Origin of the sequence: Acidovorax lacteus, from assembly GCF_039540375.1 — a bacterium.
Lineage (GTDB): Bacteria > Pseudomonadota > Gammaproteobacteria > Burkholderiales > Burkholderiaceae_C > Acidovorax_G > Acidovorax_G lacteus.
In genome coordinates, this window is sequence record NZ_BAABEX010000026.1 from 25,518 (window position 1) to 43,874 (window position 18,357).

Consider the following 18,357-nt stretch of genomic DNA (forward strand, 5'->3'; position numbering starts at 1 on the left):
CAGAACGCGGCCCCGGCTTGCGGGTGATGCAAAGGAGGGTGCTGTTGTGCCAGCGCCCCCCGTGCGGGCGATCAGCGCCCGCGGCCCAGCAGTGCGTACAGCAAGATCGCGCCGAAGGTGGCGGTGCCGATACCGCCCAGGGCAAAGTCACCAAACTTGAGCGTGAACTCGCCCGTGCCCAGGATCAGCGTGATCGCGGCCACGATGAGGTTGCGGTTGTCGGAAAAATCCACCTTGTTGTCCACCCAGATCTTGGCACCGGCCACCGCAATCAGGCCGAACACCACGATGGACACGCCGCCCATCACCGGCAGCGGAATCGCCTGGATCAGCGCGCCGAACTTGGGCGAAAAGCCCAGCACCAGCGCAATCAGCGCGGCCACCAGGAACACGGCGGTCGAATAGATGCGCGTGGCGGCCATCACGCCGATGTTCTCGGCGTAGGTGGTCACGCCCGTGCCGCCCGCGCCGCCGCTGACCATGGTGGCAATGCCGTCGCCCATGAAGGCGCGGCCCATGTAGCGGTCCATGTCCTTGCCGGTCATGGCCGTCACGGCCTTGATGTGGCCCAGGTTCTCGGCCACGAGGATGATGGCCACCGGCGCAATCAGCAGCATGGCCGGGCCGCTGAACACCGGCGCGGCAAAGTTGGGCAGGCCGAACCAGGCGGCACTGGCCACGCCCGAAAAGTCCACCGGCTTGCCCATGCCCAGGCCGTTGGTCAGCACCGCGTACAGCACGCTCGCCAGAATCAGGCCCACCAGGATCAGCAGGCGCTGCAGCATGCCGCGCGTGAGCACGGCCACCAGGCCCACGCACAGGAAGGTGGCGGCCTGCATCCAGCTCTCGAAGTTGTTCGAGGCCATGTTCTTCACCGGCACATGGGCCAGGTTCAGTCCGATTACCGCGACCACCGCGCCCGTGACCACGGGCGGCATGAAGCGCTCGATCCAGCGCGTGCCCACGGCCTGCACGATGGCGCCGATCACGGTGTACAGCGCGCCGCAGGCAATGATGCCGCCCAGCGCCACGCCGATGTTGGCGTTGGGCCCCTTGCCCGCGTACGAGGTGGCCGCAATCACCACGCCGATGAAGGCGAAGCTCGACCCCAGGTAGCTGGGCACGCGCCCGCCGGTGAGCAGAAAGAAGATCAGCGTGCCCACGCCGCTCATCAGGATGGCCACGTTCGGGTCAAAGCCCATCAGGATGGGCGCAAGCACCGTGGCGCCAAACATGGCGATCACGTGCTGCACGCCCATGGCGGCCGTCTGGGGCCAGGGCAGGCGCTCGTCGGGCGCGACGACAGCGCCCTCGCTGGGCTGGACTTCGCGCCAGCGGGGGAAGAAGGATTCGGACATGCGGAGGGCTCCTCTCGAAAGGATTGTTGTGATGCGGGAGGGGAAGGCGTTGTGCGGCGCAACAGGCCGCACGCAGGGCGCAGGCTGTGGCCGTGGCGCGCATCATAGAGCGAGAGGGCGCAGGGCGCAGCCACGCGCGAGCGTTGGCCAGCGCGTGGGTGTCGGGCCTGGAGGGGGCGTGGGGCGGCCGGAATGGCGCATCGGAAGCCACCCAAGCCCCAAATACCCGCCCCAGCGAGCAGGATCAGGCACAAGCTGCTACTAAAAATATAGCGCTGGGTGCTGATGCTGCTGCCGGTGGTTGGCGGCTGGCAGGGTGGGGCCGGTGCGACAGATGTGCTGCGCTTGCCCCAACACACCGGCCCAGACCGTCAGGACACGCGTCGCCAGGCACCCCAGGCCTCGGCAGCGAGCCCTGCCACCAGAAACACCACGGCCACCACGTCGGCCAGTACCACCCGGCCCACAGCGGCGTTGTAGCCGCCCACCCACAGCGCCACCGCGACAAAGCTGGCAGCGCTGGTCAGACCCACCAGCAAGGCGGCCCACCGCAGTGGCGGCAGCGCGATGGCGCTGAGCATCAGCACGCCCAGCACCGCAAACAGCAGGGCCCGATGCTGCAGCAAAATCGCCGTGTTCGGGTCTGTGACTTCCAGCCCGTACAGGCGCAGCAGCGGGCCAGCGCCTAAGACACCCGGCAGGGGCAGCAGGTGGATCACGCCCGCCACCAGCAAAGCCAGCACGGTCACAGCATTCCAGAAGGGGTTCATATGGTCTCCTTGGGCGCAAGCCCCGCCAGCGACGTGCTGGCCTTGCCCGAGCGCACGGTGGGTTCGGGGGTCGCGCCCATGCCATGCGCAGGCAGTGCCATGGTCCGCCCCGACGGCACGGAGCGCTTTCAAAAAGTGCCTGTATCGCCCCGTATCGCGGTGGGGGCTGCGCGTGCGCTGTACACCGGCCCAGGGCTCGATCTGGCCCCCCACCTGAACGTCGCCACCACCTTGGCGGTCGCGCTGGACCACGACTTCACGCTCCGAACCTGGAGTCCGACGCGGCGCTGGTCGGCGTGGCAGCCCCTGTCTGCCGCGGTGATTCCGTCACAGACGCTGCACCACCTGCGCGCACAGGGGCCCATGCTGTTTCTGTACCTCGATCCGTTGCGTGACCGTGCCGAGGCCTTCACGCCACAGCACATGCAGGCGGCCTGCAGCAGGCTTCGGGCGCTGCCGCGTGTGCCAACGCTCGCGGACGCCTGCACCGCACTGGGTTTGGGGCAAGCGCCCGTGGCCGATGCGCGCATCGGACGGGTTCTGGAGCAACTGGAGGCTGCGCCCGAGCGCTTTGCCCGTCTGCAAGACGCCGCAGCCCTGGCGTGTCTGTCCCCCTCGCGCTTTCGGGCGCGGTTTCAAGGCCAGGTCGGGATGCCGTTTCGCCGCTACCGCCTGTGGCGGCGCATGGCGCGCGTGCTGCAGTGCTTGGCGGCCGGTGCCAGCCTGACCGACGCCGCCCACGCTGCAGGGTTTGCCAGTTCGGCCCATCTGAGCACGGCCTTCAAGCGCATGTTTGGCCTGACCCCCAGCGCGTTGGTCGCGCTGGGCGCGGTCATCGACTGCTCTGAGGACGCACTCAGCCTGCCACGCCAGGCCGCCACCTGGCCGGCCGCCGCCCCGTCAGCTGCCCCACGATGCCCGCCTGCAGCGGCGGCAGGTGGCGTGCGCCCTGCAGCACCGCCTGGCGCAGCAGCCGGGGCAGGGGGCGGGCGTCGGTGAACAGGCGCACGATGGCGTTGGTGCCTTCGTAGAGGGGCCAGGCCTGGCGGTGGTGGGCGCGGGCGTAGGCGGTCAGCGCCTGCGCGTCGCCCAGGTCGCCGCCGCGCGCGCGCACCTCGGCCAGCCGCTGCGCCAGCCGCTCCACGCCCGCCAGGCCCAGGTTGTAGCCGTGGGCGGTGACGGGGTGCATGCCCACGGCAGCGTCGCCCACCAGTGCGCAGCGGTGGGCCGCAAAGCGCTGGGCGTACACGGCCACCAGCGGGTAGGCGTGGCGCTCGCCCACCAGGGCCATCGCGCCCAGGCGGTCGGCAAACTGCGCCTGCACGGCGGCGGCAAAGGCTGCGGGCGGCAGGGCCAGCAGCGCGGCGGCGTCGTCGGCGCGGGCTGTGACCACCACCGAGCACAGCGCCTGCCCGGTGTGCGGGTCGTCCGGCAGCGGCAGGATGGCCAGCGTGCGCTCGTGGCCAAAGCATTCGTGCGCCACGCCGCCGTGGGGCAGCGCGTGCTGCATGCGGCAGACGATGACGGTGCGGCCAAAGTCGGTCATGCGCGCGGCGATGCCCAGTTGCCGCCGCGCGGCCGACAGGCGGCTGTCGGCGGCCACCACCAGCGGGGCGCGCAGGCGCTCGGGCGGCGTGGCCGCATCGGCGCCTGCCGGGGCGAGGTCCACCTCGGCGTGGCCGGGCAGCGTGGCCACGCGCAGCACGCGCGTGCCGCTGACCACGCGCACCAGCGGCTCGGCCGCGGCTGCGGCCCAGGCCACACGGCGCAGGGCGTGGTTGGGCACGATGGCGCCCAGCGCCGCGCAGCCGGTGCCTGCCGCATCCAGCTGCAGCGCGGGCCGCCAGCCCAGTGGGCCGTCGTGCACGCAGGCTTCGCGAATGCTGCCCACCTCGTGCGCGGCCAGGCGTTGCCAGTGGCCCAGGCGCTGCAGCGTGGCCACGCTGGGGTGGGTGAGGGCGATCTCGCGGCCGTCGGGCGCGGGGTCGGCCAGCAGCGCCTCGGGCTGCTGCTCCAGCACGGTGCTGCGCAGGCCTGCGCGGGCGAGCGCGGTGGCCAGCGACAGGCCTGCGGGGCCCGCGCCAACGATGAGCACGTCGGGGGTGAAGGAAGAGGTCATGGCGGCGGGCACGAGAGCGGCGGGCGCAAGGGCGCGTGTCAGGGCCGCCGCGGGGGCAGCCGGGGTGGCAACGGGTTGCGGCCATTCTGGGCCGCTGCGCGCCCCTGGGCCTTGCCCTGCATCAAGCCTTGGTGCCGCGCCTGTCAAGCAGGTGACGGCCAGCGCTGGCCGCGTTGCCGGTGCGCTGGTAGCCTGCGTCGCCATGGAGACAAGCCCCACACACGCCCCCGGGGCGGTGCCCGCACCGGGCCCCCTGGGCACAACAGCCCGCCCCCCGTTCGTGCCGCAGATCCGCCTGTACCAGCAATGGCTGGCGGCCGAACGCGGCCTGCAGTTTGCCGACTACGACGCGCTGTGGCGCTGGTCCACCACCGACCTCGGTGCGTTCTGGCAAAGCGTGTGGGATTACTTCGACCTGCAGTCGCCCACGCCGCACCGTGCGGTGCTGGCGCGCAATGCCATGCCCGGGGCCGAGTGGTTTCCGGGCGCCCAGGTCAATTACGTGCAGCAGGTGCTGCGGCATGTGGAGCCCGCCCATGCGGCCGGGCAGCCCGCCATCATCAGCCGCAATGAACAAGGCCGCCACCGCGAGCTGACCTGGCCCGCGCTGCGCCAGCAGGTGGCGTCGCTGGCGCTGCACCTGCGCGCGCAGGGCGTGGGCCGGGGCGACCGCGTGGCCGCCTACCTGCCCAACGTGCCCGAGGCCATGGTGGCCTTTCTGGCCACGGCCAGCATTGGCGCCGTCTGGAGCATCTGTGCGCCCGACATGGGCACGCACGCGGTGCTCGACCGTTTTCGGCAGATTGCGCCCAAGGTGCTGATCGGTGTGGACGGCGTGGCCTACGGCGGCCGCGACCACGACCGCAGCGGCGTGCTGGCCGAGCTGCGCGCGGCGCTGCCCAGCGTGGAGCACGCGCTGCTGCTGGACAACCTGGTGCCCGGCGCACGGCTGCCCGGCTGGGCTGCCTGGGCCGACGCCACTGTGCGCGACGACGCGACCACCGCCGCGTTTGCCCCCGAATGGCTGCCGTTTGACCACCCGCTGTGGATCGTCTATTCGAGCGGCACCACCGGCCTGCCCAAGCCCATCGTGCACGGCCACGGCGGCATGGTGCTGGTGGCGCTGCAGCTCAAGGTGCTGCACAACGACATCGGCTGCAGCTACGAGCCCAACAGCTTTGGCGAGCGCTACCACTGGTACAGCTCCACCGGCTGGGTGATGTGGAATGCGCAGCTGTCGGGCCTGCTGTCGGGCACCACCTGCGTGATCTACGACGGCAACCCCGGCGGCAGCAAAGAGCGGCCCGACTGGGGCGTGCTCTGGCGCTTGGCGGCCGAGACGGGCGTGACCTTCTTCGGCGCAGGCGCAGCCTTCTATGGCAACTGCATGAAGGCCGGGCTGCAGCTGGCCGACTGCGGCGACCTCTCGCGCATCCGGGCGCTGGGCACCACGGGCTCTCCGCTGCCGGCCGATGTGCAGCAGTGGGGCACGGCGCAGTTCGAGCGGATACGCAATGCCTCCCTCGCCACGACCGCCGCAGCGCCGGGCCGCCCCAAGCAAGGCGCGGCCCCCGGTGCCGGTGCAACCGGGGCCCCCTCCCCGGCTGGGGGCACCGACCCACACGCAGTGGGGGAGCGCGGGGGTGAACCAGTGAGCACCGCCGGGCCGCCCCAAGGTGCGAAGGCCCCCTTGGGGGGCAGCGACCCACACGCAGTGGGGGAGCGTGGGGGTGAACCAGTGAGCACCGCCGGGCCGCCCCAAGGTGCGAAGGCCCCCTTGGGGGGCAGCGACCCACACGCAGTGGGGGAGCGTGGGGGTGAACCGATCTGGTGGAACAACATCTCGGGCGGCACCGATTTTTGCGGCGCCTTCATCGGCGGCCACCGCGAGCTGCCCCAGGTGCCCGGCGAGATGCAGTGCCGCATGCTGGGCGCGGCGGTGGAGGCCTGGAACAGCGAGGGCCAGCCCGTCATCGACGAAGTGGGCGAACTGGTGTGCACGCAGCCGATTCCGTCGATGCCGCTGTACCTGTGGGGCGACACCGACGGCGCAAGGTATCTGTCGAGCTACTTCGACATGTACCCGCCAGGCCACGGCCGCCAGCCCGGCGGTGGCGACGGCCCCGCCAGCATGGGCGCGGTCTGGCGGCACGGCGACTGGCTCAAGATCGGTGCCAACGGCGGCTGCATCATCTATGGCCGCTCGGATGCCACCATCAACCGCCACGGCCTGCGCATGGGTACAAGCGAGATCTACAGCGCCGTCGAGGCCCTGCCCGAAGTGCTCGACAGCCTGGTGGTGGACCTCGAATACCTGGGCCGCGAGAGCTACATGCCGCTGTTCGTGGTGCTGCGCGAGGGCTGCACGCTCGACGCTGCGCTCGAGGCGCGCATTGCCGGCGCCATCCGCACGGCGCTCTCTCCGCGTTTTGTGCCCGACGCCATCGTGCAGGTGGCCGAAGTGCCGCGCACCCTCTCCGGCAAAAAGCAGGAGCTGCCCATCAAGAAACTGTTGCTCGGACAGCCGCTCGATAAAGTGGTGAACAAGGACGCCATGGCCAACCCCGGCTGTCTGGACTGGTACGTGGCCTTTGCCGCGGACCACCGCGCCCGCAGCGGAGCTTGAGCGGGGGCCAGAGGGGGCGGTCGGGGGCGGCCGTGGCGCCCGCCCTGCGCCACCCGCCCCGGAGACCCCGCAGCCGCCGGGGCTGCCTGCGCCCGCGCCGCGGCGGCGCACTACAGTGGGGGGCGACCCGGTGCGGCCCGACCGTGCCCGGGATTGCGCCACGGCGCGCGCGCAAGGGGGCGCAGGGGTGTGAAGGAGCGCAAAGGGACGCAAACGGACGCACAGTAGGGCGCTGAATCGCCCGCACAATGGTTGGCCCCGTCGTCCGCGCAGTCTGTCGCACAGTGGGTCGCCCGAGGGGTTGCGCCGTGGGCCCGCCCGCTGCCCGCAGTCTGTTTGAAGAGGAGTCCTGCCCGCCATGCCGTCATCGCCGCCTCCAGCATCGCCCCCACCCGTACCGCCGCGCCCCAAGCGCTTTTCGATGATCCGCGAATTCCACCTGGCCGACTGGTTCACGCTGGGCAACGCGGTCTGCGGCGTGGGCGCGCTGTTCTCGGCCATGACCTACCTGGAGACTCAGGACACGCTGCACATCCTCTATGCGGCCGCGCTGGTGCTGGCGGCGCTGGTGTTCGACGTGCTCGATGGCCGCATCGCCCGTTGGCGGCGCAAAAGCTCGGCCATGGGGCGCGAGCTGGATTCGCTGGCCGACGTGATCTCGTTCGGCGTGGCCCCGGCCATCATGGCCTATGCCTGCGGCATGCAGGGGCTGTACGACCGCATCGTGCTCGCCTACTTCGTGGCTTGCGGGGTGTCGCGTCTGGCGCGCTTCAACATCACGGCCGAGGCGTTGTCGGGCGGGGGCGACAAGGTCAAGTACTTCGAGGGCACGCCGATTCCCACGTCCATCGTGCTCGTGGGCGTGCTGGCCCTGGCGGCGTGGCAGGGCGCGGTGCGCGACCAGCTCTGGGGCGGTGCCTGGGTGATCGGCGGCTTCACGCTGCACCCGCTGGTGCTGCTGTTTGCCCTGTCGGGCTCGCTGATGATCAGCCGCATCCGCATTCCCAAGCTGTGAGTTTGCTATAAATTTAATAGCTGCTCGTGCTTATAAAACAAGCACGAGCAGCCATTTTGGCATGCAATGTGGCGTCAGCCTGCCGCTGGCTTGCGGTTGACCAGCACAATGCCCGCGGCCACCAGCGCCAGCGCGCCCAGCAGCCCGGGTGTGACCGGCTCGCCCAGCCACAGCGTGCCGAACAGCAGCGCAAACACCGGCGTGAGGAAGGCAAACACCGAAATGCGCGTGGCCGGGTAGTGGGCCAGCATCCACATCCAGGCCAGGTAGCTCGCAAACGCGCCCACGAGCGCCTGCAGCACCAGCGAGGTCCAGGCAAAGGCCGACCAGTCGAGGCTCCAGCGCTCGCCCAGCAGCAGCGACAGCAGCGGCAGCACCGCCGCGCTCACGCCCACCTGGTAGAACAACTGCTTGGCCGGGGCCACGCGCGACAGCGCCGTGGTGCGGATCACCACCGTGGTCAGCGCCCACAGCAGCCCGGCCGCCAGGCCCAACAGGTCGCCCCACCAGGCGTTCGGCAACGCCGCGCGGGCGTGGCCCAGCAGGCCGTCGCCCAGGGCCACGGCCACGCCGACAAACGCGCCCACCAGCCCCAGCCACTGCCAGCCCGCCAGCCGCTCGCCCGGCACAAAGCGCGGCAGCAGCAGCGCCACCCAGAAGGGCGCGCAGTACAAAAACACCGTAAGCCGCGAGGCCGTGGTGTACTGCAGCCCCAGGTAAATACAGGCGAATTCGCCCGCAAACAGCGCCCCGGCCAGCAGGCCCGCGCGGGCCGCGCCCGCGGGCTCTTGCGCCCAGCCCAGCCGGATGCCGCGCCACACGCACCACAGGCCCACGGCCACCGTGGCCAGCGCAAAGCGCACAAAGGCCTGGAACACCGGCGCGACTTCGGCCACCGTGGCTTTGACCAGCACCTGCTGGAAGCCCCAGAACAAACAGCAGGCGAGCAGCAGGCCGACGGCCAGGCCGTCGAGGTGGTTCTTGCGCGGGCGGGACGTCATGCACCGATTATGGGCAGGGCGGTGCCCGGAGCGTGGCTGCGGCGGTGACAGCGGCATGCACCGCGACCCACGCACGGCGGCCGAAGCGGCCTGCCGTGTGGCGCCCCACCGGGCCCCGGCATGCTAGGCGCACCCGGTACACTTGCGGCTTTGCGCGGCGCCCGGCGCTGCCCCACAACCCGCGACCCCATGGCCGTTGAACCGGCGGGCCTGGCCCGCAACAGCTTCGATCTCAAGAGCGCTTCGCTGCCGGTGGTGGCCGTGCTGCTCAAGACCGCCGACCCCGCGCAGTTCGCGGCCGACCTGGCTGCGCGCCTGCAGGACGAGCCCGAGTTCTTCGACCACGACGCCGTGCTGCTCGACCTGAGCGCGCTGCGCGACGCCGACACCGCGCTCGACTTTCCCGCCCTGGCCGCCTGCTTGCGCCCCTATCGCACACAGCCTGTGGCCGTACGCGGCGGCAGCGCCGCGCAGCAGCAGGCCGCCCATGCAGCGGGCTTCTTCATCGCGCCCGACACCCCGCCCGCCCGGCACGAGGCGCCGCCGGAAGCCGTGCGCGAGGTGATCCGCGAAGTGGTGCGCGAGGTGGCCGTTGAAGTGCCGGTGCAGGTGCCGGTGCCCGGCCCGGGCACGCTGGTGGTGGACAAGCCCCTGCGCTCGGGCCAGCAGGTGTACGCCCGCGGCGGCGACCTGGTGGTGATGGCGGTGGTGAGCTTCGGTGCCGAGGTGATCGCCGACGGCAACATCCACGTGTACGCCCCGCTGCGCGGCCGCGCCATTGCCGGTGCGCGTGGCAACACCGAAGCGCGCATCTTTTCCACCTGCCTGGAGCCGCAGCTCGTCTCCATCGCAGGCATCTACCGCACCACCGAAACCGAATTGCCCGACACCGTGCGCGGCAAGCCGGCGCAGGTGCGGCTCGAAGGCGAGAAGCTGCTGATTGAGCCGCTGGGCTGACGCAGCGCGGTACGCCGCATTCCATTCCACATCCAACCCACAGGGAACCTGCAACACATGGCCAAAATCGTCGTCGTGACCTCCGGCAAGGGTGGCGTGGGCAAGACCACCACCAGTGCCAGCTTTGCCTCCGGCCTCGCCCTGCGCGGCCACAAGACTGCTGTGATCGACTTCGACGTCGGCCTGCGCAACCTCGACCTGATCATGGGCTGCGAGCGCCGCGTGGTGTACGACCTGATCAACGTGATCCACGGCGAAGCCAACCTGAACCAGGCGCTGATCAAGGACAAGCAGTGCGACAACCTGTTCGTGCTGGCCGCCAGCCAGACGCGCGACAAGGACGCGCTCACGCAGGACGGCGTGGAGAAGGTGCTCAAGGACCTGGCCGAGATGGGCTTTGAGTACATCGTCTGCGACTCGCCCGCGGGCATCGAGACCGGCGCGCTCATGGCCATGCACTACGCCGACGAGGCGCTGCTCGTGACCAACCCTGAGGTCTCCAGCGTGCGCGACTCCGACCGCATCCTGGGCATGCTGGGCAGCAAGACCAAGCGCGCCATCGAGGGCGTAGAGCCCGTCAAGGAGCACCTGCTGATCACGCGCTACAACCCGAACCGCGTGCAGGACGGGCAGATGCTCAGCCTCGAAGACATCCAGGACATCCTGCGCATCAAGCTCATCGGCGTGGTCCCCGAGTCCGAGGTGGTGCTGCAGTCGTCCAACCAGGGCACGCCCGCCATCCATGCCCAGGGCACGGATGTGAGCGAGGCCTACAAGGACGTCGTGGCCCGATTCCTGGGCGAAGACAAGCCCCTGCGCTTCACCGAGGCCGAAAAGCCCGGCTTCTTCAAACGCATCTTCGGCGGGAGGTAAGTCCCATGTCCCTGCTGTCCTTTCTGCTGGGCGAGAAAAAGAAGACGGCCAGCGTGGCCAAGGAGCGCCTGCAGATCATCCTGGCGCACGAGCGCAGCGGCCGCGGCGGCGGCCAGCCCGACTACCTGCCCGCGCTGCAGCGCGAGCTGGTGGCCGTGATCTCCAAGTACGTCAAGATCAACCCCGAAGACCTCAAGGTGCAGCTGGAACGCCAGGACAACCTCGAGGTGCTCGAAGTCAAGATCGAGCTGCCCGACGCGCGCTGAGGGCGCCCAGACCCAGCACGCGCCCCGCCGTGATCTCGCACATCCACCTGGGCGTGACCAACTTCGAGGCGGCGCTCGCGTTCTACGACGCGGTGCTGGGCGAACTCGGCTGGGTGCGCCGCTTTTGCGAGCCCGAGCGCCCCTGGGCGGGCTGGCAGGTGCCGGGCCAGTCGCGTCCGCTGTGGCTGATTGGCCGGCCCTGGGATGGGGCTGCGGCCCGCGTGGGCAACGGCACATTGCACGCGCTGCTGGCGCCCGACCGCCCCACCGTGGACCGCGTGCACGCCCTGGCCCTGCGCCTGGGCGCGCGCTGCGAAGGGCCGCCGGGCCTGCGGCCGCACTATCACCCGCACTACTGGGGCGCGTACTTCCGCGACCCCGAAGGGCACAAGCTCTGCGTGGTCTGCCACGATCCGGTGCCGGGCGCTGCGACCGGCTGACCGGCCCGGGCGGACTGTTCCCTCAACGCGTGCGTGCGGCTCACCGCCGGTGCTTGGCCCACTTGGCCCGCAGCGCCTGGGCAATGCTCAGCGCGCGCTGCCCGGGCACGACGCGGCCCACCTCGCCCGCGCGCAGCGTGCCCGCCTGCACTACGGCCAGGTAACAGCCGCACAGGCCCTGCGCCGCCATGTCGCGGCCGGCCTGGGCGTAGCCCATCACGCCGCTGAATTTGTAGCAGGGCTCGCGCGGCGCGGTCACGCGCAGCACGCAGTCGGCAAAGTGCCAGGTGTCGCCTACGAACATCGCGGCCTCGGGCGGGCCGTCGATGCCCAGGTTCTCGCCCACAAAGCCCGGTGGCAGTGCCTCGTCGAACAGGCTCACGCCCTGGGCCTGCCGCTGCGCCTGCCAGAAGGCGTAGTGCGCGACCGGGTAGGCGTACACGGCCTTGTCGAGCCCGCCATGCACCGACAGGTCGGCCTGCTCGTCACCGTCCAGGCCCAGGCGGTGCACCGCCACAGGCCCTTCGCGCGGCTGCTTGCCAATGCCCGTGAGCACGCTGCGCCCGTGCAACTGCAGCCGTCGCGCCGCGCCGGTGCACAGGTAGCGGATGTGGATGGTCTCGGTCGGTGGCGATGGGTGCATGGTGGGGTCGAGGTGGGGGCGGCTGCGCAGGCGGAGGGCTGCGGTTGCAGATCCGCGACACCCGGGCTGCACCGCTGCGCACGGCCGCACCCGCGGTCGCCGTGCCCGTTGCATTTGCTCACCATTGTGACGACCCTGCTGGTGTCAGGGCCAGGGGGGTCTTGAGAACATTGCGTCCATAGACAACTCCAGGGCGCGGCCATGGAAACGCATCGCAGATCGTGGAAGGGGGCCGCGGCCATGGCGGCGTGCGTGGGGCTGGTGGCCTGCGGCGGGGGGGCGGACGACCCCACCGCACGGTCGCAGCCAGAGGCCCTGCCCGGGGGCGGCACCGCAGCGGCCAGTGCCCGATCGACCGCGCCCTGGGTCGAGGTGGCGCTGCAGCCAACCGACCTCGACTTTCCCAACCCCGAGCGCGGCTTCTACCGCTTCACCACCGACCCCGCCCGGCTCAGCGCCGCGGAGCTGGACAGCGTGGTGGCCGCCGGGCACCGGCTGGTCTATACCCCGGCCGACTTGTCGGCCTACCGCACGCGGGACCTGCCAGCCTCGTACCTGCGCGCGCTGGAGTCGGGCTTTGCGCAGCTGCGTGCGCGCGGCCTCAAGGCCGTGGTGCGCTTTGCCTACAACTACCCGGGCAACGAGACCGACTACCTCAACGCCCAGGACGCGCGGCTGTCGCGCGTGAAACGCCACATCGCCCAGTTGCAGCCCGTGCTGCAGGCCAACGCCGACGTCATCGCGGTGCTGCAGGGCGGCTTCATCGGGGCCTGGGGTGAGTGGCACACCTCGTCCAACAACCTGACCTCGCCGGCCAACAAGGCCGCCGTGCGCGATGCGCTGCTGCAGGCCCTGCCGCCGGGCCGCACGCTGCAGGTGCGTTACCCGGCCGACCTGGCGGCCTGGTATCCGACACCGGCCACGCCCGCCCAGTTGCTGGCCGCGCAGCCGCCCGCAGCGGCGCGCATCGGCTTGCACAACGACTGCTTTCTGGCCAGCCCGGACGACGTGGGCACCTACTGGGCCAGCACGTCTGCCCAGTCGGCCGCGCTGCGCAGCTACGCGCAGGCGGCCTCCAGCGTCACGGGGGCGGGGGGTGAAACCTGCCTGCCACCGCAGCCTGCGCAGGCGCGCATGGCCTGCAGCGACATCCTGCGCGAGGGTGCGGCCTACCGCATGACCTACCTGAACCGCGACTACTACCAGGGCTTTTTTGCGCGCTGGCAGGCTGAGGGCTGCCTGGCCGAGGTGTCGCGCAAACTGGGCTACCGGCTGCAATTGCACACGGTGGCACACGGGGCCACGGCGGTTGCGGGCGGGGCACTCGAATGGACGCTGGCTTTCAGCAACCAGGGCTGGGCACGGCCGCTGAACCCGCGCACGCTGACGCTCTATCTGGTGGACGCGGCCGACCGTGCCACGGCGCTGCCGCTGGCCGGCACCGACCTGCGGCAGGCCACCCCGGGTGACACGCTGCAATGGGCGGGTTCGGTGATCCTGCCCGCTGCGCTGGCGCCGGGCAGCTACCGCGTGCTGATCGGCGCGCCGGATGCGGCCCCGGCATTGGCCGCACAGCCCGCCTATGCCCTGCGCTTCGCCAATGCCGACAGCGTGGTCAGTGGCGTGCAATGGCAGCCCGGTACGGGGCGCCTGGCGCTGGGTTCTACGGTGCAGGTGCGGTGAAGCGCCAGGGCGCAGCCTGGGGCCGCATGGCGTGCTTCAGGCCGATGCGCCGTGGTGCCCGGGCACGGACGGCAGGGCGATGCAGGCTTCAAAGCCCCGGGCCTGCCCGGCCGGTGGCGACGCCAGCGTGAGCTGGCCCCCGTGCCGCGCCACGATGGTGCTGGTGATCGACAAGCCCAGCCCGTAGCCCGCCTGGTCGCGCGCGTGGCGCACATGCCGCTCGCGCAGCGTGCGCAGGCGCTCGGCGTCCACCCCCGGGCCCTGGTCGTGCACGCACAACTGGGCGGGGGCGCGCACTTCCAGCGTCACGGCGGCCCCGGCGCTGTAGCGCAGGGCGTTTTCGATCAGGTTGCGCACCGCAATCGCCAGCGTGTCCGGGTCGCCCCACACGGGGGGCAGCGGCTCGTCGGCCAGCACCAGGTCCAGCCGCCGCCGGGCGTCGTCGCTGGCGTGCCAGAACTCCTGCGCCACGGTGCTGGCCAGCGCGTCCAGCGGCACCGGCACGCGTTGCCAGGCCGCGCCTGATTCGGCGCGCGAGAGCTGCAGCAGCTTCTCGGTGCGCTGCGCCAGGGTGCGCAGCGCGGCCACCGCGGCCTGCACGTCGGGCTGCGGGCCGCCCTGGTCGAGTGCGGTCTGCAGGCGCAGCGTGGCGGCGGCCAGCGGTGTGCGCAACTCGTGCGCGGCGTTGGCGGCCAGCGCCCGCTCCACGTCCAGGGCTTCGGCCAGGCGCGCGAGCAGGCGGTTGATGTCCTCGCCCACGGCGCGCAGCTCCAGCGGCAGGTCGGCCAGGTGCAGCGCGCTCAGGTCGCGCCCGCCGCGCTGGCCGATCTGCGCCTGCAACTGCCCAAGCACGCGCAGCTCGCGCTCGGCCACGCGGCGCAGCAGCCAGGCCAGCAGCGACAGCACCACCACGGCGGCCAGCAGCAGCGTGAACAGCGCCTGCTGCAGGGCTTCGCTGCGCTCGGCCAGGGGGTCGGCCAGCAGCAGGTACAGCGGCTCCTGCGGGTGCTGGGCCACGTACACCCGCCAGTCTTTCACGTTGTAGTAGCCCTGGCGCAGCGGCACGGCAAAGGGCTGCACCGGGGCGTGTTGCGATCGCAGCAGCACGCGGTCGGGCGTGCGCACCAGCTGATAGACCAGGGGCGTGCTGTCAAACAGGGGCTCCGCCGCCAGCAGCGGCTGGGGCGTCGTGGGCTCTCCCTGGGCGGCCACCTGGTACAGCGCCGCCTCCATCATGCGGTGGGCGCTTTCTTCGAGTTCGTGGTCGAAGTTGCGGTTGATCTGCCGGTTGAGGTAGAGCGACACGCCCACGATGCTGGCCAGCCAGACGGCGGCCAGCACCCACAGCAGCGAGCGCGTGAGCCGCTCGGCCAGCCGCGGGGCGGCCGGGCGGCCGACGAAGGCGGCAGTGTTCATGCTGCGCCGCCCCCGGCGAGCCGGTAGCCCTGGCCGCGCAGCGTGGCAATTGCGTCGCGGCCGAGCTTGCGGCGCAGCCGGCTCACAAACACTTCGAGCGTGTTGCTGTCGGCCTCTTCGTCAAAGCCGTACAGCGCGTCCAGCAGGGCCTCGCGCGTGTGCACATGCTCGGGGCGCGCGGCCATCACGCGCAGCAGCGCCCATTCTTTGGGCGTGAGCAGCACCGGCCGGCCGCTGAGCCGCACCAGTTCACGGCCCAGGTCGATTTCGAGGGCGCCCACCTGCACCAGCGGGTCGTGCGTGGCCGCACGGCGGCGGTTGACGGCGCGCAGCCGCGCCAGCAGTTCTTCGGGGTCGTAGGGTTTGACGAGGTAGTCGTCGGCCCCTGCGTCCAAGCCGCGGATGCGGTCGCTGACCTGGTCGCGCGCGGTGAGCACCAGCGTCACGGGCACCTGCGGCAGGGCGCGCAGCAGGGGCAGCAGCGACAGCCCGTCGCCGTCGCCCAGGTGCAGGTCGAGCAGTACGGCCTCATAGGCCGCGCCCACCAGGTGCGCGCGTGCGGCCGCCAGCGTGGGCACATGGTCCACGGTGTAGCTGCGTCCGCGCAGGTAGCTGCAGACGGCCTCGGCCAGGGGCAGATCGTCTTCGACCAGCAGGATGCGCACGCAAAGCCTTTGTTCAGGGGCCCGGGGGCCAAGATGAACGCAGTCTGACAAAAGGGTTCAGGCCTGCTTCAGGCCCGAATTTTATGGTCGGGGCCATGCTGACTTCTTCTGCTTCTTCTTCGCCCGCTGTGGCGGCATCGGCCCGGGTTGCGCCCACCTGGCGCGAACGAATGCTGGCCGCGTGGCGCGCCCCGCGCAGCCCGCAGGCGATTGTGTTCATCCTCGTGCTGTGGTTCACCGTCACGGCCAACTGGGCGCTGTGGATGCGCCTGGGCCATGTGGACGGGCACAACGGCTCGCCCTGGGTGCTGCGCGCGCAGTTTCTGCTGCTGGTGGTGCCGGCGCTGACCATGGTGCTGAGTCTGACGGCCTGGCCACGGGGCATGAAGCCTGTATGGGCCTTGCTGCTGGTGGTGGCTGCGGCCACCCAGCATTTCATGCTGGCCTATGGCACGGTGGTGGACCCGGGCATGGTGCGCAACGTGCTCCAGACGCACGCGAGCGAAAGCGCCGACCTGCTGCACCCCCTGCTGCTGCTGCACCTGGCGGTGGTGGTGGTGGTGCCGCTGGTGTGGCTGTGGCAGGTGCCGGTGCAGCGTGCCGGTGCCCTGCGCAGCCTGTGGCGCACCACGGCCATGGCCGTGGCCGCTGCGCTGGTGCTGGTGGGCTCGGTCTTCGCCATGTACCGCGACCTGGCACCCGTGGTGCGCAACAACATGGCGCTGCGCTTCATGCTCAACCCGGCCAGCCCGGTGCTCTCGACGCTGGACGTGGTGGTCAAGCCGCTGTTCAAGCGGCCCAAGCCGTTTGTGAGCATTGCCGCGGGCGCGACGCTGGGCCCGGGCCTGACGGCCGCCCAGGGCGCTGAGCGCGTGCCCCTGCTGGTGCTGGTGGTGGGCGAGACGGCGCGTTCGGACCATTTCGGCCTGAACGGCTACGAGCGCGACACCACGCCCGAACTCGCTCGCCGCGGCGTGCTGAGCTGGACCAACGTGCGCTCGTGCGGCACTAGCACGCTCGAATCGGTGCCCTGCATGTTCTCGCACCTGGGGCGCAGCGGCTACCTCAAGCGCGTGGCCCAGTACGACAACCTGCTCGACGTGTTGCAGACCGCAGGCCTGGCCGTGTTGTGGCTGGACAACCAGGCCGGATGCAAGGGCGTGTGCGAGCGTGTGCCCAGCGCATCGACCGATGACGCCCAGAAGACCCCCGCAGGCCAGGCCCTGTGCACCGACGGCGAATGCCTGGACCTGCTGATGCTCGAAGGCCTGGACGAGCGCATCGCCCGCCTGCCCGAAGACGCGCGTGCGCGCGGCGTGGTGCTGGTGCTGCACCAGATGGGCAGCCACGGCCCGGCCTACCACCGCCGCTCGGCCCCCGAGCGCAAGGTGTTTGAGCCCGAATGCCGCACCCATGCGCTGGCCGACTGCCCGCGCGACCAGCTCATCAACGTGTACGACAACTCGATCCGGGAGACCGACCACTTCCTCGGCCGCACGCTCGACTGGATCGCCGCGCGCAAAGACCGCTACGACGGCGGCATGGTGTACGTGTCCGACCACGGCGAATCGCTGGGCGAGATGGGCCTGTACCTGCACGGCATGCCCTATGCCGTGGCCCCCGACGTGCAAAAGCACGTGCCCCTGGTGGCCGCCCTGGGCCCGCTGGGCGCGCGCCGCGGCATCGACACCGCCTGCCTGCAGGCCGGCCTGGGCCAGCCGCTCACGCACGACAACCTCTACCACTCGGTGCTGGGCTTGCTCGATGTGCGCAGCCCCACCTACCAGCAGGGGCTCGACATGTTCGCGAGCTGCCGCCCGGCCACACAGCGCGTGGCGCAGGCCTCCTGATCGTTTGCTATTGATTCGATAGCTGCTCGTGCTTGGATTTCAAGCACGAACGGCCTAAAACGCTTTGAATCGGCAGGGCGCTACAAAGGGTGCTCGGTGTAGAACCGGCCGCCGTGGTAGAGCAGCGGCGAGCGCGATGCGTCGTGCTGGCAACGCTCCACCTCGCCGATGAAGACCACGTGGTCGCCTTCTTCGTAGCGGCTGCGGTTGAAGCATTCAAAGCTGGCCACCGTGCCTGCGATCAGCGGCGCGCCCGCAATGCCGGGCGTGTGCTCCACACCCGCCCAGCGGTCCACGCCGCGCGTGGCAAAGCGCTCGGCCAGCGCCTTCTGATCGGCCGCCAGCACATTGATCGCGTAGTGCGAGCCGTCGGCCAGCACGGCCATCGACGACGCCGAGCGCGACAGGCTCCACACCACCAGCGGGGGCGAGAGCGACACCGAATTGAACGAACTCGCCGTGAGCCCGATGAGATCGCCCGTGGCGCTGCGCGCGCTCACGATGGTCACGCCGGTGGCGAACATGCCCAGCGCATCGCGGAACTCGCGGGCGCTGAAGCTCGGGGCGCGGGCCAGGGCAGGGCGGGCAGAAAGGAATGTCACGGGGGGCAGGCGGGCAAAAGAGAAGTGCCGGGCGCAGGCCCGACCGTGAACTATTATGGGCTGGCCCCCGCCA

The 18,357-nt window shown here is 70.9% G+C and carries 16 protein-coding genes and 1 pseudogene; 9 read left to right on the top strand and 8 right to left on the bottom strand.

Annotation, left to right across the window (positions count from 1 at the left end; all coding sequences use genetic code 11):
* Positions 1 to 71: 71 nt before the first annotated feature.
* Positions 72 to 1,358, bottom strand: coding sequence for a solute carrier family 23 protein (locus ABD866_RS11780; RefSeq protein ID WP_345065110.1), 1,287 nt, complete (start codon positions 1,356 to 1,358; stop codon positions 72 to 74).
* Positions 1,359 to 1,729: 371 nt separating this feature from the next.
* Positions 1,730 to 2,128, bottom strand: a complete 399-nt coding sequence (locus ABD866_RS11785) for a phosphopantetheine adenylyltransferase (RefSeq protein WP_345065112.1) — start codon at positions 2,126 to 2,128, stop codon at positions 1,730 to 1,732.
* A 423-nt stretch (positions 2,129 to 2,551) separates the two neighbouring features.
* On the opposite strand from ABD866_RS11785, the pseudogene ABD866_RS11790 reads away from it, so the two are divergent.
* Positions 2,552 to 2,932 (top strand): annotated as a pseudogene (locus ABD866_RS11790) (helix-turn-helix transcriptional regulator); the annotation flags it as partial.
* Positions 2,933 to 2,984: 52 nt separating this feature from the next.
* Here the strand turns inward: ABD866_RS11790 and ubiM are convergent.
* Positions 2,985 to 4,247 (bottom strand): 5-demethoxyubiquinol-8 5-hydroxylase UbiM, encoded by a 1,263-nt coding sequence (gene ubiM, locus ABD866_RS11795; protein WP_345065115.1) that lies wholly within the window; start codon positions 4,245 to 4,247, stop codon positions 2,985 to 2,987.
* Between the two features lie 202 nt (positions 4,248 to 4,449).
* Here ubiM and ABD866_RS11800 point away from each other — a divergent pair, with 202 nt between their 5' ends.
* On the top strand, positions 4,450 to 6,873 hold the full coding sequence (locus ABD866_RS11800) for an acetoacetate--CoA ligase (protein ID WP_425549587.1): 2,424 nt from the start codon (positions 4,450 to 4,452) through the stop codon (positions 6,871 to 6,873).
* A 421-nt stretch (positions 6,874 to 7,294) separates the two neighbouring features.
* A complete protein-coding gene (gene pssA / locus ABD866_RS11805; protein ID WP_345065203.1) occupies positions 7,295 to 7,888 on the top strand; it encodes a CDP-diacylglycerol--serine O-phosphatidyltransferase in 594 nt (197 codons plus the stop codon).
* 74 nt (positions 7,889 to 7,962) lie between these two features.
* Here the strand turns inward: pssA and ABD866_RS11810 are convergent, their stop codons facing one another.
* Positions 7,963 to 8,889, bottom strand: coding sequence for a DMT family transporter (locus ABD866_RS11810; protein ID WP_345065118.1), 927 nt, complete (start codon positions 8,887 to 8,889; stop codon positions 7,963 to 7,965).
* Between the two features lie 189 nt (positions 8,890 to 9,078).
* On the opposite strand from ABD866_RS11810, the gene minC reads away from it, so the two are divergent.
* The 4 genes from minC to ABD866_RS11830 are packed head-to-tail and all read left to right on the top strand — an operon-like array spanning position 9,079 to position 11,425.
* On the top strand, positions 9,079 to 9,846 hold the full coding sequence (gene minC / locus ABD866_RS11815; protein WP_345065121.1) for a septum site-determining protein MinC: 768 nt from the start codon (positions 9,079 to 9,081) through the stop codon (positions 9,844 to 9,846).
* A gap of 57 nt (positions 9,847 to 9,903) precedes the next feature.
* On the top strand, positions 9,904 to 10,719 hold the full coding sequence (gene minD / locus ABD866_RS11820) for a septum site-determining protein MinD (RefSeq protein WP_345065124.1): 816 nt from the start codon (positions 9,904 to 9,906) through the stop codon (positions 10,717 to 10,719).
* Between the two features lie 5 nt (positions 10,720 to 10,724).
* The gene (minE, locus tag ABD866_RS11825) at positions 10,725 to 10,985 is read left to right on the top strand and encodes a cell division topological specificity factor MinE (protein WP_345065127.1); all 261 of its coding nucleotides are present in this window, start codon (positions 10,725 to 10,727) and stop codon (positions 10,983 to 10,985) included.
* A gap of 29 nt (positions 10,986 to 11,014) precedes the next feature.
* Entirely contained in the window at positions 11,015 to 11,425 is a 411-nt protein-coding gene (locus ABD866_RS11830; RefSeq protein ID WP_345065130.1) for a VOC family protein, read from the top strand.
* A 40-nt stretch (positions 11,426 to 11,465) separates the two neighbouring features.
* Here ABD866_RS11830 and ABD866_RS11835 read toward each other — a convergent pair whose 3' ends face one another.
* On the bottom strand, positions 11,466 to 12,068 hold the full coding sequence (locus tag ABD866_RS11835) for an MOSC domain-containing protein (RefSeq protein ID WP_345065132.1): 603 nt from the start codon (positions 12,066 to 12,068) through the stop codon (positions 11,466 to 11,468).
* Between the two features lie 201 nt (positions 12,069 to 12,269).
* On the opposite strand from ABD866_RS11835, the gene ABD866_RS11840 reads away from it, so the two are divergent.
* Positions 12,270 to 13,751 (top strand): DUF4832 domain-containing protein, encoded by a 1,482-nt coding sequence (locus ABD866_RS11840; protein WP_345065135.1) that lies wholly within the window; start codon positions 12,270 to 12,272, stop codon positions 13,749 to 13,751.
* 36 nt (positions 13,752 to 13,787) lie between these two features.
* Here the strand turns inward: ABD866_RS11840 and ABD866_RS11845 are convergent, their stop codons facing one another.
* Positions 13,788 to 15,167: a sensor histidine kinase gene (locus ABD866_RS11845; RefSeq protein ID WP_345065138.1), complete on the bottom strand. Its 1,380-nt coding sequence runs from the start codon at positions 15,165 to 15,167 to the stop codon at positions 13,788 to 13,790.
* Positions 15,164 to 15,832: a winged helix-turn-helix domain-containing protein gene (locus tag ABD866_RS11850; RefSeq protein ID WP_345065142.1), complete on the bottom strand. Its 669-nt coding sequence runs from the start codon at positions 15,830 to 15,832 to the stop codon at positions 15,164 to 15,166. Before ABD866_RS11850 ends, ABD866_RS11845 begins: the two co-directional genes overlap by 4 nt.
* 95 nt (positions 15,833 to 15,927) lie before the next feature.
* Here ABD866_RS11850 and ABD866_RS11855 point away from each other — a divergent pair, with 95 nt between their 5' ends.
* A complete protein-coding gene (locus tag ABD866_RS11855) occupies positions 15,928 to 17,682 on the top strand; it encodes a phosphoethanolamine transferase (RefSeq protein ID WP_345065145.1) in 1,755 nt (584 codons plus the stop codon).
* 80 nt (positions 17,683 to 17,762) lie between these two features.
* Here the strand turns inward: ABD866_RS11855 and ABD866_RS11860 are convergent, their stop codons facing one another.
* Positions 17,763 to 18,206 carry a flavin reductase family protein gene (locus ABD866_RS11860; protein WP_345065206.1) on the bottom strand — a complete coding sequence of 148 codons (444 nt, stop codon included), beginning with the start codon at positions 18,204 to 18,206 and terminating at the stop codon, positions 17,763 to 17,765.
* Between the last annotated feature and the right edge of the window lie 151 nt (positions 18,207 to 18,357).